This is a genomic window from Streptomyces sp. NPDC003379, assembly GCF_053589195.1.
The window spans coordinates 84,898-99,298 of sequence record NZ_JBSFRK010000024.1; the positions used below are offsets into that span (position 1 = coordinate 84,898).

At 69.3% G+C, this 14,401-nt stretch carries 11 protein-coding genes and 2 pseudogenes; 2 read left to right on the forward strand and 11 right to left on the reverse strand.

The window, feature by feature from the left end; all coding sequences use genetic code 11:
- Positions 1-21: 21 nt before the first annotated feature.
- Both glgA and ACWDVB_RS23875 read right to left on the reverse strand, forming a co-directional pair.
- Complete coding sequence (glgA, locus tag ACWDVB_RS23870; RefSeq protein ID WP_451516331.1) at positions 22-1,206, reverse strand: glycogen synthase; 1,185 nt, start codon at positions 1,204-1,206, stop codon at positions 22-24.
- A 47-nt stretch (positions 1,207-1,253) separates the two neighbouring features.
- Positions 1,254-2,027, reverse strand: a complete 774-nt coding sequence (locus ACWDVB_RS23875; RefSeq protein ID WP_451516332.1) for an IucA/IucC family C-terminal-domain containing protein — start codon at positions 2,025-2,027, stop codon at positions 1,254-1,256.
- 261 nt (positions 2,028-2,288) lie between these two features.
- Between ACWDVB_RS23875 and ACWDVB_RS23880 the strand changes: the two genes are divergently transcribed.
- Positions 2,289-3,344, forward strand: coding sequence for a DMT family transporter (locus ACWDVB_RS23880; RefSeq protein WP_451516333.1), 1,056 nt, complete (start codon positions 2,289-2,291; stop codon positions 3,342-3,344).
- A 41-nt stretch (positions 3,345-3,385) separates the two neighbouring features.
- On the opposite strand, the gene ACWDVB_RS23885 is transcribed toward ACWDVB_RS23880, so the two are convergent.
- The 4 genes from ACWDVB_RS23885 to panD all read right to left on the reverse strand — a co-directional run bounded on the left by ACWDVB_RS23885 (position 3,386) and on the right by panD (position 7,767).
- Positions 3,386-4,615, reverse strand: a complete 1,230-nt coding sequence (locus ACWDVB_RS23885; RefSeq protein ID WP_451516334.1) for a transglycosylase family protein — start codon at positions 4,613-4,615, stop codon at positions 3,386-3,388.
- Between the two features lie 121 nt (positions 4,616-4,736).
- Positions 4,737-5,711 (reverse strand): acetylxylan esterase, encoded by a 975-nt coding sequence (locus ACWDVB_RS23890; RefSeq protein WP_451516335.1) that lies wholly within the window; start codon positions 5,709-5,711, stop codon positions 4,737-4,739.
- 907 nt (positions 5,712-6,618) lie between these two features.
- On the reverse strand, positions 6,619-7,299 hold the full coding sequence (locus ACWDVB_RS23895; protein WP_451516336.1) for an aspartate/glutamate racemase family protein: 681 nt from the start codon (positions 7,297-7,299) through the stop codon (positions 6,619-6,621).
- Between the two features lie 51 nt (positions 7,300-7,350).
- Positions 7,351-7,767: an aspartate 1-decarboxylase gene (panD, locus tag ACWDVB_RS23900; protein ID WP_451516337.1), complete on the reverse strand. Its 417-nt coding sequence runs from the start codon at positions 7,765-7,767 to the stop codon at positions 7,351-7,353.
- Between the two features lie 890 nt (positions 7,768-8,657).
- On the opposite strand from panD, the pseudogene ACWDVB_RS23905 reads away from it, so the two are divergent.
- A pseudogene (locus ACWDVB_RS23905) lies at positions 8,658-8,822 on the forward strand (IS630 family transposase); the annotation flags it as partial.
- A 63-nt stretch (positions 8,823-8,885) separates the two neighbouring features.
- Here the strand turns inward: ACWDVB_RS23905 and ACWDVB_RS23910 are convergent.
- The 5 genes and pseudogenes from ACWDVB_RS23910 to ACWDVB_RS23930 form a co-directional block, all read right to left on the reverse strand.
- Positions 8,886-9,008: pseudogene (locus ACWDVB_RS23910) on the reverse strand (flavoprotein); the annotation flags it as partial.
- A gap of 489 nt (positions 9,009-9,497) precedes the next feature.
- Positions 9,498-11,009 (reverse strand): hypothetical protein, encoded by a 1,512-nt coding sequence (locus ACWDVB_RS23915; RefSeq protein WP_451516338.1) that lies wholly within the window; start codon positions 11,007-11,009, stop codon positions 9,498-9,500.
- Between the two features lie 843 nt (positions 11,010-11,852).
- Complete coding sequence (locus ACWDVB_RS23920) at positions 11,853-12,404, reverse strand: DUF6624 domain-containing protein (RefSeq protein WP_451516339.1); 552 nt, start codon at positions 12,402-12,404, stop codon at positions 11,853-11,855.
- The gene (locus tag ACWDVB_RS23925; RefSeq protein WP_451516340.1) at positions 12,401-13,240 is read right to left on the reverse strand and encodes an SAM-dependent methyltransferase; all 840 of its coding nucleotides are present in this window, start codon (positions 13,238-13,240) and stop codon (positions 12,401-12,403) included. Before ACWDVB_RS23925 ends, ACWDVB_RS23920 begins: the two co-directional genes overlap by 4 nt.
- A gap of 7 nt (positions 13,241-13,247) precedes the next feature.
- Positions 13,248-14,399, reverse strand: a complete 1,152-nt coding sequence (locus ACWDVB_RS23930) for a quinone oxidoreductase family protein (protein WP_451516341.1) — start codon at positions 14,397-14,399, stop codon at positions 13,248-13,250.
- Positions 14,400-14,401: the final 2 nt, after the last annotated feature.

Below are 14,401 nucleotides of genomic sequence, written 5' to 3' on the forward strand. Positions count from 1 at the left end.
CGGCCTCATGGGCCTTGTCGGCTATCTGTCGGCGTGCAGGGTCTCCTCGTACACCTCGACCGTGCGCCGGGCGACCGCGTCCCAGCCGAACTCCTCCAGGGCGCGCCGGCGTCCGGCCCCGCCCATCGCCGCGGCCCGCCCGGGGTCGGTGGCCAGCTCGTTCAGAAGCTGCCCGAGGTCGCGTTCGAAGCCTTCCGGATCCTTCGCCTCGTACGGGACGAGCAGCCCCGTCGCGCCGTCCCGCACGACCTCGGGGATGCCGCCGACCCGCGAGGCGACGACGGCCGTGCCGCACGCCATCGCCTCCAGATTGACGATGCCCAGCGGCTCGTACACCGAAGGGCAGACGAACACCGTGGCGTGGGTGAGGAGTTGGACGACCTGCGGACGCGGCAGCATCTCGGGGATCCACCGGACGCCCGCGCGGGCGCGGCTCAACTCCTCGAAGAGCACGCGGAACTCGGCGTCGATCTCCGGGGTGTCGGGGGCTCCGGCACACAGGACCAGCTGGACTCCCTCGTCCAACGCCCTGGCCGCACGCAGCAGATGAGGCACGCCCTTCTGCCGGGTGATGCGCCCGACGAAGAGGACATAGGGGCGCGCGGGGTCGATGCCGAGCCGCTCCAGGTCGTCCGTGCGCGGGTCGGGGCGGTACAGCCCGGTGTCGATGCCGTTGTGCACGACGTGGACCTTCGCCGGGTCGACGGCGGGGTAGCAGGCGAGGATGTCCTCGCGCATGGCGCGGGACACCGCGATCACCGCGTCGGCGGACTCGGCGGCGGTGCGCTCGGCCCAGCCCGACAGGGCGTATCCGCCGCCCAGTTGCTCGGCCTTCCAGGGGCGCAGGGGCTCCAGGGAGTGTGAGGTCATCACGTGCGGGATGCCGTGCAGGAGCTTGCCGACGTGGCCCGCGAGGTTGGCGTACCAGGTGTGGGAGTGGACCAGTTCGCGCCCGGCGAGCGCGGCGGCCATCGCCAGGTCCACGGAGAAGGTGCGCAGCGCGTCGTTGGCGCCGTCGAGCGCGGACCAGGGCCGGTGCCGCACAGGACCGTCGGCCGCGCCCTCGCCTTCACTCCCGCCCTCGCCCCAGCAGTGCACGTCGAGGTCGACGAGAGGACGCAACTCCCTTGCCAGGAACTCGACATGGACGCCCGCGCCGCCGTAGACATCGGGCGGGTACTCCCGGGTGAGCAGTCCCACTTTCACGTAGAACCCTCCGTCGTCCGCCTGAGGTCGGCCGCGCCCCCTCATGGTCACCCAGACGTGGCCCCGGGGGAAGACCGCTGCGGCGGCCGTTCGAAGCAGCAGTCGCCGCATACGCCGCCGCCGGGGCACCGGTAGTAGAGACAGCAGCTGCGGCGCCGGAAGGCGGTGCCGTCCAGGGTGCCGGTGCCGCGCAGGTCCGGGTGGTCGAAGAGCGCGGCGGCCAGGCCGAGGGCCCGCTCCCCCACTCCCTCGCGCCCCTCCCGTACCGCCCAGCCGTGCAGTTCGCGCGCGGCGCCCGCGAGCGCGGAGCCCGCGTTGCCCCACAGCAGCCCGGCGGAGATCCGGTACCGGGCGCGCAACGCGTCGGCGAGCGGCGCGAGATGACTGTGCTGTACGACGTTCCGTACGGTCTCGACGTCGACTGTGGCCGTGGCCGCGGCTGCGGTCCCGCCGTCGGCGTCGGCGGGCAGGGCGCGTACGTCGCTGAGCCACAGGTCGTCGGGCGAGGTCCCGTCGGCGTCCCAGTGCAGCAGGGCGGGATCGAGGTCGGGCACCGCGCCGTACAGCGCCGCGGAGCCGAGCGCGACGGACCAGAGCCGGGCGGCGAGCCCCAGCTGCGCCACGGACACCGCGATGCGCTCCTCAGGGGCGCCCAGTCGCCGCGCGACCTTCTGGACGCGGAACGCCAGCGGGTCGGCGGCGGCCGGTGGCCCGTACACGTCCGCGAAGGGGCGGGCGGCGCCGCCCGGCGCGGGGCCCGCGCGGAGGGCGAAGAAGCCGCCGACGGATCCGAGTTCTGCCAGGTCGATGCGGTTGGTCACCACAGCAGTACAGCAAGCGACGCACCGCCCGCACGCCCCGGGGTGCCCCCAGGGCGTCCCTCCGGGGTGTCCCCCTCTGCCCGTAGGGGGTAACCCGCCCTGGGGAGGACGCCGCCAGGGGCGTACTCCATCGGCAGTAGGACCGATTGCCTGCTCAGGTACGACGACGTGAGGCGATTTGCGAGGCATCGTGGTAACCATGGAAGCCGACCGTTCGCCTCGCCGGGACCACCGGGCACACCGCATGCCGCGGAGCACCTCATGAGTGCCCTCGTGCTGTCCGTGCTGCTCTCCCTCGTCTCCGCCGTGGCGTACGCCGGCGGGGCGATCCTGCAGGAGCGCGTGGCGGCGACCACACCGGAGCAGCGGTACGCGCCGCTGCGCCGCGGCACCTGGTGGACGGCGATCGCCCTGAACGGCCTGGGCGCGCTCCTGCACGTCGTGGCGCTCGCCTACGGCCCGCTCAGCCTGGTCCAGCCGCTGGGCGCCCTGACCATCGTCTTCGCCCTGCCGATGGCGGCCGTGTTCGTGCGCCGCCGGGCCGGGACCACCGCGTGGCGCGGCGCGATCATGGCGACGGTGGGGCTCGCCGGGCTCCTCTCGCTCACCTCGGCGTCGGGCTCGCACTCCCTGGACGACGCAGAACGCCTCATGCTGGCCCTGGTCACGGGCGGCGGCGTCCTCGCCCTGATGGTGGTGGCGCACGCGGTGCACCGGCACCCCGTGGTGCGCAGCGTGCTTCTGGCCTGCGCGGCCGGTGCGGCCTTCGGCATCGCGTCGGTCTTCACCAAGACGGTGGCGGTGGACTGGGAGCGGGACGTCGCGCTCGTCCGGCAGCTCCCGAGCCTCGGGGTGATCGCCGTGCTCGCGGTGGTCGGCGTGCTGCTCTCGCAGGCCTCGTACCGGGGCGCGGGCCTCGCGGCACCGCTGTCGACGGTGACCGTCGTGAACCCGGTGGTCGCGGCGGCGGTCGGCCTGACCCTCTTCGAAGAAACCTTCCGCTACGGCACCACGGGCACCGTCCTGGCACTGGGCTGCGGCGTCGTCGCCGCGGGTGGCCTGATCCTGCTGACCACGGAGCGGATCGCGCGGGAGACGTCGACCGTGCCGGAGGCGGAGCCGACCGTTCCGGAGGCCGAGCGGCTTCCCGCGCTGCGGGAGACGGCGCCCGAGCCTGTGCCCGCGCCGGCCGAGCCGCGATTCGCCGGCGCCGCCGAGACGCTCCCGGCCGTGCCGTCCCAGCCCGCCTCGGCGGCGCCGGCACACCACCGGGTCCAGCACCGGCACCTGAGGCGCCGCGAACGCATCAGCTCCTGAGAGGCACGCCCTCCTGAAGCTGCTGCTTCAGGTCCACGGCCTCAGATCCGCACTCCGCGGGCCCGCAGATAGGCGAGCGGATCGATGTCGGACCCGAAGCCGGGCCCCGTCCGCACCTCGAAGTGCAGATGCGGGCCCGTGCTGTTGCCGGTGGACCCTGACCGGGCGATGCGCTGACCCGCGCCGACCTTCTGCCCGGCCTTCACGGAGAGCGCCGACAGATGCCCGTACTGGCTGTACTTGCCGTCGGCGTGCCGTATGACCACCTGGTAGCCGTAGCTGCCGCCCCAGCCCGCGGAGACGACCTGCCCGGCGGCGACGGCCTTCACGGAGGTCCCGGTGGGCACGGCGAAGTCGACGCCGGTGTGGTAGCCCTTCGACCAAGAGCGGCCCGCCGCGCGATAGGGCGTGCTCGGCGACGCGGCGACGGGCGCGGAGGCGGCGGGCGACGTGGCGGGCCTGGCCTTCTCGGTGCGCGGCGAGGAGTCCTCGGAGGACCGCGACTTCTCCCGCTTCTGCTCGGCGGCTTTCCGCTCGGCGGCTTTCCGCTCGGCCGCCTTCTTCTCGGCCGCCTTGGCGGGACGCTCGACCTTGTCCGCCCCCTGGGGCGCACGCTTGCCCTGGCCGTGTACCGAGAGCCGCTGCCCCGGTGTGATCAGGTCGGGGTCACCGCCGATGACACGCCGGTTGGTGTCGTACAACTGCCGCCAGCCGCCCCGGACTTGGCGCTCGTCGGCGATCCCGGAGAGGGTGTCTCCGCGTACCACGGTGTACATCTCGGCGGTGCCGGCGGTGGACTGCGGGGTCACCTCCGGCTTGACGTCCTTGACATCGCGCTTGACCGGCTTCGGCTTGCCCGGGGCGCGGGCCGGAGCGACGTCGGGCGAACCGCCGCCCTTGGTGAGACCCGCCCTGGCGGAGCACACCGGCCAGGCACCGGGCCCCTGCGCGTCGAGGACCTTCTCGGCCACGGCGATCTGCTGGTCCTTGGTGGCCCGGTCGGCGCGCGGCGCGTAGGCCGTGCCGCCGTACGCCTCCCAGGTGGACTGCTTGAACTGGAGGCCGCCGTAGTAGCCGTTGCCGGTGTTGATGCTCCAGTTGTTGCCGGACTCGCAGGCCGCCACCTTGTTCCAGGTGCCGATGTCGGCGGCACCGGCGGTGCCCGCGACGGTCAGCGGAAGCGCCATGCCCGCGCCGCCCGCGGTGACCGTGAGCGAGGCACGGTTGATGCGGTTCGGCTGATACCGGCGATGCCGACCCCGTACGGCCATTGGGAGCCCCCTCGGACACACGTCATCACGGATTGCACACAGCGGACACACGACAAGCCCGCAAGCTAGCCGGTCGGACCAATCCATGACAAGGGCCGCGCACCGAAAGCGCGTTGACCCATCAGCCCCTCAAATGCCCCTCAAGCCACCGCAGTTGCACTCCTTGCTGGTAGGGGCCACCGCCCTCGTGATCGTTGAAGCGGTACACCTCCATCGAACGCTCGCTCCCCGCGTAGGCGTTGTGGGCGGCGAACACCGTGGAGGGCGGACACGTCTGGTCCTCAAGGGCTGCCGAGAAGAGAGCGGGCGCCCGCCCCCGGGCGGCGAAATGCACGCAATCGAAGTACGAGAGCGTCTGGAAAACCCCCTCTTCCCCACCTCGACGCGCCTTCAAATACAGGCCGATCTCCTTGTAGGGCGGCCGGTCGGTGACTGTCACGGCACGCGGGAAGTCGCACAGGAACGGCACGTCGGAAGCGACGGCCGCCAGATCCGGCACGAGACCGCCGACCGCGAGGGCGAGGCCACCTCCCTGACTGACGCCGAGCGCGGCGACCCGCGAGGCGTCCACGAGCGGGTGGGCGCGGGCCGCCTCGACGGCGCGCACCGCGTCGACGTACAGCCGCCGGTAGTAGTACTCGTGCGGGTCCTCGATGCCGCGCGTCATGAACCCGGGGTACGCGGGCCCGCTGCCCACCGGATCCGGGGTGTCGCCCTGCGCCCACCCCCCGCTGCCCTGCCCCCGGGTGTCCATGACGAAGTGCGCGTACCCGGCCGCCGCCCACAGCAGGTGCATGTGCGGCAGCCCGCGTCCGCCGCCGTATCCGATGTACTCGACGACGGCGGGCAGCGGCTCCTCGGCACCGGCAGGCAGAACAAGCCACCCCTTGACGGAGTGCCCACCGAACCCGGCGTACGTGACGTCATAAACCCGTACGCCCTTCAAGGGCAGCTCCACCGCCTCGTACCGCACGTCCAAGTCGTACTGCCGAGCCTCCAGCAGCGTCTTCTCCCAGAAGGCGTCGAAGTCGTCGGGCTCGGGCAATTGGGGCCGGTATTGGCGCAGTTCATCGAGGGGCAGGTCGAACTGGGGCACGGGCGGCTCCTCCTTCAGACACGGTGTCGAAGGCTCACGCTATGCCAGCCGCCCCGCGTCCGGCAGGGCCGTTTTCCCGGCCCGGGGGGCAGGGCACGACGGCCCCACCCCCACACTTCCACCATCCACCATCGACGTCAGGACATTGGCCCCGGCTGCGGCTCGGGCACCGGGTCGGGCCCCGGCGGCTTAGGGATCGGAGAGGGCGACGGCTCCGGCGGCAGTGGCTCGGGCCGCGGCACGGGGTCCGGGTCCGGGAAGGGCCTCTCCGGCTCCGGGAGCGGTCCCGGCGGTGCGGGATCAGGGTACGGATGGGTCATTACGATCCTCCAGCCAGTGGTTCGTCGGCTTCTCCCCCGCCTACCCGACACCCCCGCACCCAAGCCTGACAGCATTCCGCGGACGACGCCCCCGACGACGGGGCCCGCACCCACCAAGAACCGCGGGCGAACGGGTGACCCCCGACAGCCCGCGGCCGCGAGACGACCGGAGGGGACGTGGCGGTATGCCCGCCCGGAGCACAGTGGTACGGCGCCGGGCGCCAAGCGGAGGGGCGCCGACACCAAGATGGCGAGGACGGACATACCGCCGCGGCCCCGCCCACACGAACCCGCAGGCGCCCCACGCCAAACCGGCAGCGCGCCACGGCAGAGCCCCGCCACCCGCAAGCGCCCCCGCGGCAGAGCGCCAGCCCGGAAGCACCCCACGCCCAACCAGCAGGGCCCCCACGGCAGAAACCCACCACCCAGAGGCGCCCCACGCCAACCCGACAGCGCCCCCGGCAGAGCGCCAGCCCGGAAGCACCCCACGCCAAACCAGCAGGGCCCCCAGGGCAGAAACCCACCACCCCAGAGGCGCCCCCCACGCCAAACCAGCAGCGCACCACAGCAGAAAGCCGACGCACGCCCTACGCCACCACAGACGCCCCAAGCGTGGCCGCAGCCGCCGCAAGCCCCACCCGAGGGCTGGAGAACACCGGCACCGAACCCCCCGGAACCAGCCCCTCCGCCCCCGCCATGGACGCCTGCGCCAGCACAACCGCGTCAGCGCCCCGCACCTCACCGACCGCCCGCGCCACGAGCGTGACGGACCCCGCCGAGTCCCCCGCCTCGAACCGCTCCCACGCCCCGCCCACCACGACGGACCGCACCGCGACCTCGCGCCCGGCCCGGCGCGCCTCTTCCTCGACCAGCGCCACGGTCGGCCCGAGGGTGGACTCCACCGTGGCCAGTACGACGACGCGCGCCCCGACGGCGACGGCCGCGGCCGCCATGGGCCGGTCGACCCGCAGCACGGGAACGCCCAGCTCCGGCCCCAGGGCCTCGGCGACACCACCGATGCTGGAGCAGGTACACAGCACGGCTCCCGCCCCGCCCCCGGCGGCCGCCCCGTCCCCGGCGACCCGCAGCAAGGCATCCCGCACGTCCGAAGCAACAGCCTCCGGCCCTTCGGACCGAGCCCGCGCCAGCAACGACTCCACCACATGATGCCGCAGCTCAAGCCCCGGATGGTGCGCGTCGCGCAGCCCGTCGAAGACCGGCACATGAACGGACGACGTATGCAGCAGCCCCAGCGTCCGGACGCTCATCGGCTCTCCTCGCAGTTGATCCCGCCCCCACCCCGAGGACGACGAGCCACCTCAGACGCTCAAGGGACTCCGCATCATCTCCGGGTCCCCCGGCACGGCCTCGGCCGGATCGTCACCGAGGGCCACCACGCGATTGGCCTCGTCCACATGCACGACCCGAGGCCGCAACGCCCGCGCCTCGGCGTCCTCGACCTGGGCGTAGCTGATGATGATCACTTTATCGCCGGGGTGGACGAGGTGTGCGGCCGCGCCATTGATGCCGATGACGCCGCTCCCACGCTCGCCTTCGATCGTGTAGGTCTCCAGGCGGGCACCGTTGGTGATGTCGACGATGTGGACGAGCTCGCCGGGCAGCAGATCGGCGGCGTCGAGAAGATCCGCGTCGATGGTGACGGACCCCACGTAATGCAGGTCCGCCTGGGTCACCGTGGCACGATGGATCTTGGACTTGAACATAGTACGCAACATTGGGGCACTCCCACACTAGGCTCCCTGCCTGCTTTTTTGCAGGTCAAGGGCTATTTCGACACCCTACAACGAGTCGCACGTTCGGGCAGCTTTCCCCAGGTTCTTCAGGACTCATGCTGACCACTTGCTGACTTTTCTGACGCTTCGTCAGGCCAATGGAGGAGGGTTCCGCGCGCTTCCGTCCCGCACCGCGACGATGGCACAAGCCTACGCATTACCCCCTCAGGGGCATCCCGTGATGACCGTCACTCGAGCGGTCTAGCCAGCAGTCAGAGGCAAAGGCGGTCGACCGGGCGCCACCATGGGTCAGCCGGCCCAGGGCCCCTACTATTCGCCTGAAAAGTGGGTCCCATGGTTCATCGAGGGATCTGAGCGCCGAAGCGGCGCCGCAATATAGCAGTGGGCCGCCGGTTAGCGAAACCGGCGATTCTCATGACCATGGCTATAGCTCGTCCGGTGACCCTTGGCGGTGGCACAGGGCGATGTCAAAGACCCGCGCCGACATCAACTCGTCGCGCAGGCGCTGTAGCGTCGAGCCCGTCCTCCTGGACACTTCTGAGGTCGCTGCGACGCTCAGCATGTCCACTAGCTGGGTCTATAGGGAGGCATCGAAACTGGGCTTGAAGGGTTACAAGCTCGGCCGAGGGAGGAACGCCAAGGTCCTGTACAAAAGGGCCGAAATCTTCAAATGGTCGGAGCAGCAGAAGATCCATTAATCGCCGCTCCTGCCTCTCCTCCACTTCCATGATCGGCAGTCTCCGGCGCGTCCCGAACCCCTCCGGGACACCCACCCCGTTCCGAACGAGTGAACGCGGGCTTATCCGCGTACAGGCTTGCCCGTCACGTCCACGCTGATCACGACGGTGGCGCAACAAGCCCCACGCGGTCCTGAAGGGATCTGGTCTCTTCTGCGGCGGGCCGTGACAGCGAACACCGTCTTCCCCAGCCGGGACCACCTCGTCCGGGCCGTCCGCAGCGGCCTGCGACACATCCAGTACACACCACCGCTCATCGATGGATGCCTGGACGGCACTGGCCTGTCGTTCACGACGTAACACTCCCCGACAACTCATCGGAAAGGTCAGTAACGCATCTGACGGGAAATAGGGCACCAACACCACCGGCGCAGCCGAGGCCAACACTACGGACGAGGCCAAGTCATCAGCAATTCCAGTGGCAATTTTGGTGCAGAAGCTCAACGTGGCGGGGTAAACCAGCACCGTGTCCGCCCAGCCTGCCAAGAAGAGACGCTGTGTTCCATCACTGTCTTCAGGCGCCCGTCCAGGCCCGGCGACAGGATGGCCCGTAGCGCTGGCAAGTGCTCGAGACCGTCGTCGATGCCCGTTCGGTGATGAGCGCGTGGACTTCGGCTCGGAAATGACTGCGCAGGGCCGCGGCCCAAGGGGCTATGTGCTGCGTCTGCACCTCCGGTGACGACGAGCAGAAGTCGGCGCAGACGTTCCTCAGACGCCTTCCCCCCGCCCCGCAAGGCAGAACTCGGTGCCACTCTCCTTGTCTGACACTGGACATGTTCCCTTCCGGTTCCTGGGCAGAGGCCTGCATCGCGGTGTGCGCCACGGTCCGCCACTTCCGGCCTTCGAATCCGCCGGTGCTGGCGGGCCAACTGGCGTCAAGGCGCGCTTCAGAGCAATGGTCAAGACCTATGGAGCGGACACGGGCCGGACGTAGAAGGCGGGTCAATGGGCCTGGCTCAGGTACACCGATCGAGCTCAAGCACCGGTCGCCCCGACGGCGCACGCCAGCATTGACTTGGCGTCGTCCACTGGGACCACGATCGTCCGCGCTGGCCGTCGCGCGCCCCACCGGATCGGCACCTCAACCGGCTCCTCACACAGGACCGTCACTTGCTCCCGGCCGGATGCAGGAACTATGAACCGGTCGGACGTAGCGCCTTCCCTCGGCTGCCCCTGCGCGGGCTGTTCCAACGTGATCGAGCGTACCGTTGACAGCGGGATCTCCAACTCGTGGTGAAGGCCCCAGCGTACGATCAGGCTTTCGGCACGCAGCAAGTGGGGACGCACACCGCCGGCCAGGCCCATAGTGGCTGTCAGCAAGGCTGCGTAGAGCAGGATGACTCCCAGGACAATGCGCAGGACTCCCGAGGCAAGGGTCATCAGTACGACCAAGCCCGCCGCCAGGAGAAGTGCCGCTACGCCGATCAGGGCTTTACGGGACGCGCTGCCGTAGGGCATTTGCAGGTCGCCAGGGCGTGGCCGTTCGGTACGTCGCAACAGCACGAGCGCCAGCACCCGCAGGACGCTCAGTTCCCTGCGGACCATGGCGGCCATGGGCTCGGGCATCAAGGAGAATGCGGCGGTGCTGAAGGAGTCGGCCCGGGATTCGCCTGCGGCGCGCAGGCGGCGGTACAGAGTGATGAGGGCTGCTCCGGCAACAAGGGCCAGGACTGCGAGGGTTCCCTCCGTCACGATGAGGATGACGGCCGCGATACGCCAGTCAAGCAGTCCCGTGCTGACCAAGGCAATCTCGGCGAGTAGCACCAGCACGCCGATCCAGCGCAGTGCCCGCATCCATCGGGATGGCTTACGCGGAACGTCTGCTTGCCCCTGTGCGACGTCCTCTGGGGTGTCGTTCCCGACGGGCACTGTGGTCTTGGTCTGCCCTCCGCCACGCAGTGTCTGAGCACCCGACGCGGGGTCAACGGCAAAGATGCGGATCTCCCTTACCAGGGACGTGCCTACCTTCGGCAGGGCCATCTCCACCGGCGGGTCCAGGGTCACCGCCAGGTTAGTGATGCCCGTCATCGGCACTGACAGGACGCCGTCTGTGACCTCTGCTGTGCGCTTCTGTCCGCTCATGGAACGACGTTCGGTCACCTTCGCCACGTGATCCAGCGGGACGGAAACCTCGAAGACCGCACCGTAGTTGACCGTCAAGGCCCCCTTCTCCACCCAGTGCGGAAACGCGCGCAGAGCGACGACCAACGGCAAGATCACGAGTAGCCCCAGCAGGCCAAGTACTAAGGCGAGCGCTCTGGCCCATGTTGCGGAAAGTATGAAGTCGAGCAGCACGATCTCCACCACGGACGAGAGCGTGATCAGAACCACTGGCATCATGACGCTGCTCTGGTAGGGGATCGCCCTCGGATCCGCAGCGCGTCCGCCCCTACCCCGGGACGGCCACAGCGCGCGTGCAGCCTTGGGCCAATTCAGCCCGTGCGCGGTAATCATCGCGCCCTCCGAAGCGGCCTGGTCGTGACGCATGCTCTCCACCTTCTCACCTCGGTACTTTAAGCAAAGAAATACCCATGCTGAGTTAAAAATAGCCCCACACACTCAGGAGTTCCGGCTCTCTGGGAAGGTCGCAGCATCTCCTTCGCCCGGTCTGGACCGGGAGGCCGGCGGGAGGCGTTCCAAGCGCATCCGGATAGCGCCGAAAAATTCCCCCACACCGAGGCTGCGCCCAGGCGGCCGTCCCCGAGCTTGGGCATGGGCGTGAGGGCGAACTGCACGTACGTGCCACGGTCTTACGACCAGCAGACCGGAGTTGGTCCTGCCGGCCTTTGGGCGCACAGACATGGCGATGCAGCCGATGGCGACGGTGACGCGGAGCTCGTTGGACCATGCAGACCGGAACCCTGCACCACGAGCATGCTGTGCAGCGAGCGCTGACCGGAACGCAGCACGAGGCCAGGCCGTTCGGCAGCGGATGCGTCAACGAGAGCTTAGTGCCCCGTAATGGACCGGCCGTGTGCCAGGCGCGCTGGTGGCGCAGGACGCCATCGCGATAGCTGCGGGCTGCGAAGTACATCGCGCCGTATTTCGTCGAGGTCTGGGTGAAGGTGGGCCAGAGCCGGAACGCCGTAAGGCTGCAACCGCCTCACTCGTAGGCGAGGGATCCCTAGTGCCAGCCGGGTTGGTACCCTCGCCGAGCTCCTTGACGAAGGTGCTGATGCTCCAGAGTAGAACCTCTGGCCGCGGACTCTTGGAGGACCGCCCCACGCAGTGCCAGTGTCTCGTCCGGCGGCAGCACGTCGACAGGGAAGACCAATCCGTTGTCGTGGGACGCTGTTCTCTGCTGCGGGGGCACTCCTGGCGTCCGGCCCGTCACTGGTGTTGCCTGAGGATCTCGGCGCCCACATCGAGTTCTCGTTCGAACTCGGCCACGGAAGGCAACCCCAGTTGGGCGCGCCGCGCCTCGACTCCGGCAAGGTCCTCCACCGGGAGCATACGATAGCGGCCGTCTTTGCCGCGCGCGTACTGGGTGCCGTAGCGGGTGGGCACGCCCGTGTGTAGGTGGATGCGATCGACCAGGTATGCGATATGCGCAGGCGTCGCGTCACCAGCATCCACGGCCTCGATAAGAAGTTCCAGACCGTAGCGTTGCAAGGGCCGGTCTCGGTCAGCATGTTGGACCAGCAGGGCCGCATCGTCCGAACCCTGCACACCCACCATGCGGTGGCCTGGCCAGCCATGTTCGCGCAGCACCCGCCAGATCCACTGCTGATTCTCCGTGTCCACGGCCATCCAGCGCGCCACATCGGCGGTCGACTTCCCGGGTTTCCTGCGCACATCCTGATCCAGTTCGGCGCGCCGGCGCAGTTCGGCGGCAAGGCCCGGCTCGTGGCATGCGGTGGCAGTTGCCGGGGTGGAGGTCATCGCACTCGCTCCGCAACGATGAAGTCCCGCGCCATAAAGGGTGTGTCGGAACCGTCGTCCTGTCCGGTGGTGATCCGCTCGGTCTCCTTCACCACGAAGCCGTACTCCGCCAACTCGGCGGAGAGTTCGGCCGGGCCGTCGAGGCGAAAGCGGAATCCGGTCAGGAAACGGCGAGTATGCCCGTCGGAGCTGACGAGTTCCGCGTACATGTTGGTGTATTGGGTGCGCTGGGGAGCATCCCGCCGTGAGCCGATCAAGACGAAGCCCGAACGTTCACGCAACCGTATGGGACAACTCAGTACCCGTTCGGTCACCCGCTCCTCGTCCAGGGCCGGGGTGTGGTCAAACAGTAGCCGCCCGCCGGGGCGCAGGTGGCGGCGCACCGCCTGTAGCAGGGCGTCACGCGCGGCACCGTCGAACAGGGTCAGGCTGAGTCCGCCGATGACGACGTTGTCGTAAGTACGGCCGAGTGCGATTTCGGTGACATCCGCGTGCAGCCAGGTGATCCTTCCAGCGGTTTCCTCGTCAGCCGCATCTGCCAGTGCCCGGGCGGCGGCCAGTTGAGTGTGCGACAGGTCCACGCCCGTGACGCGGTGGCCGCGCCGGGCAAGCTCGAGCACCGACCGGCCGCCGCCGCAGCACAATTCCAGCGTGTCCGCGAGCCCGGCGCTGGTGTGCTCCGCGAACCAAGCGCTGTCGTCCTGCGCCTGAGTGACGAGCTTGGTGTACAGCGCCCCGAGGACTCCGTCAAAAGGCGCTGTCACCCGGGTCTCGGGCAGGTTAAGGGCGTGGATGCCTGCGAAGGGCTCGAACAAGTCATCGGCAAGGTCTGGCATCTGTCCGTCACGCACCTTTCGTGTTGTCGCGCCGGGCAGACTCGTCGTGATCGCGGCGCCCGAACGCGTACGCCGCTTTGCCCAGCCTCGTGGGATCGAATGTCCTGCGGATGAACGGGCCGACTTCAGTGCCGGAGAACTCCGAGTCGACGACCACCGTCAGCCGGCCCGCCTCCCAATCGGCCAGCGCCGCCTCCAGATCGGTACGCATCCCGAGGCACTGGCCGTGGATGGTGGCGTTCTTCGAAACCAGGCTGGTCAGCATCGACACCCAGTGCCCGCCCGGCACATCGGTACCAGCCATTTCATCGTGCGGGCCGCCGGCCAGTCGGCAGGTCACGTACTGGCCGTGGAAACCGATCAGCTTCACTGCAGTCAGGACATGGGAATCACAGAACGGGTCGACGACCGCATCGAATCCACGGATCTCGCGGGCAAGCCCTGCCAGGTCCTTAAGCTCGGCAGGATCGGTGGGATCGAAGGACCGCAACACGCCCAGACTTGCCAGCAGTTCCGAGCCACGGCCACTGCGCGACAGGCAGTAGACCCGTGCGCCGCGCCCGCAGGCAGCGCTGATCGCAAACAGGCTCGTCATCGAGGTGGCGGCGGTCACCAGTACGGTGCTGTCCCGGCCCACCTCAGCCCGTCGCAGCATTGCGTACGCCGTCTGGGCGCCAATCGAGAACGATGCCGCCTGTGCCTCGCTCATCGCAGCCGGGACGGGGACCAACCGGGAGTAGTGGACCCGCTGCAGTTCACGTGAGGCGGTGTTGGTGACTACGCCCGCCGATACGGTGTCGCCGGGCTGCGGCGGCCAGTCCATCGACGGGATCACCCGGTCTCCCCCACGCAGCCCGCGGACGGCGGAGCCAGTGGCGACGACTTCCGCGACGAAGTCGGAGCCGAAGCCACGCCCCCGGTCGTGGGTTCCTTGAGCGTGCTCACCTAGAGCCAGGGCCGTATCACGGTAGTTCAGTGAGAAGGCCCGTACGCGTACCAGTACGTACTCGCGGTTGTAGTCGGCCGCCGGGTCGAAGGCGGTGTCGGTCGTCTCCGCCAAGCCGAAGCGCAACGACTGCCCCCGGACCGTGTGTTCCGCCACAACTGACCAGTGGTCCGGGGGCGCGCCCTGGCCCCCGTCAACGACCAGAATTCTCATGT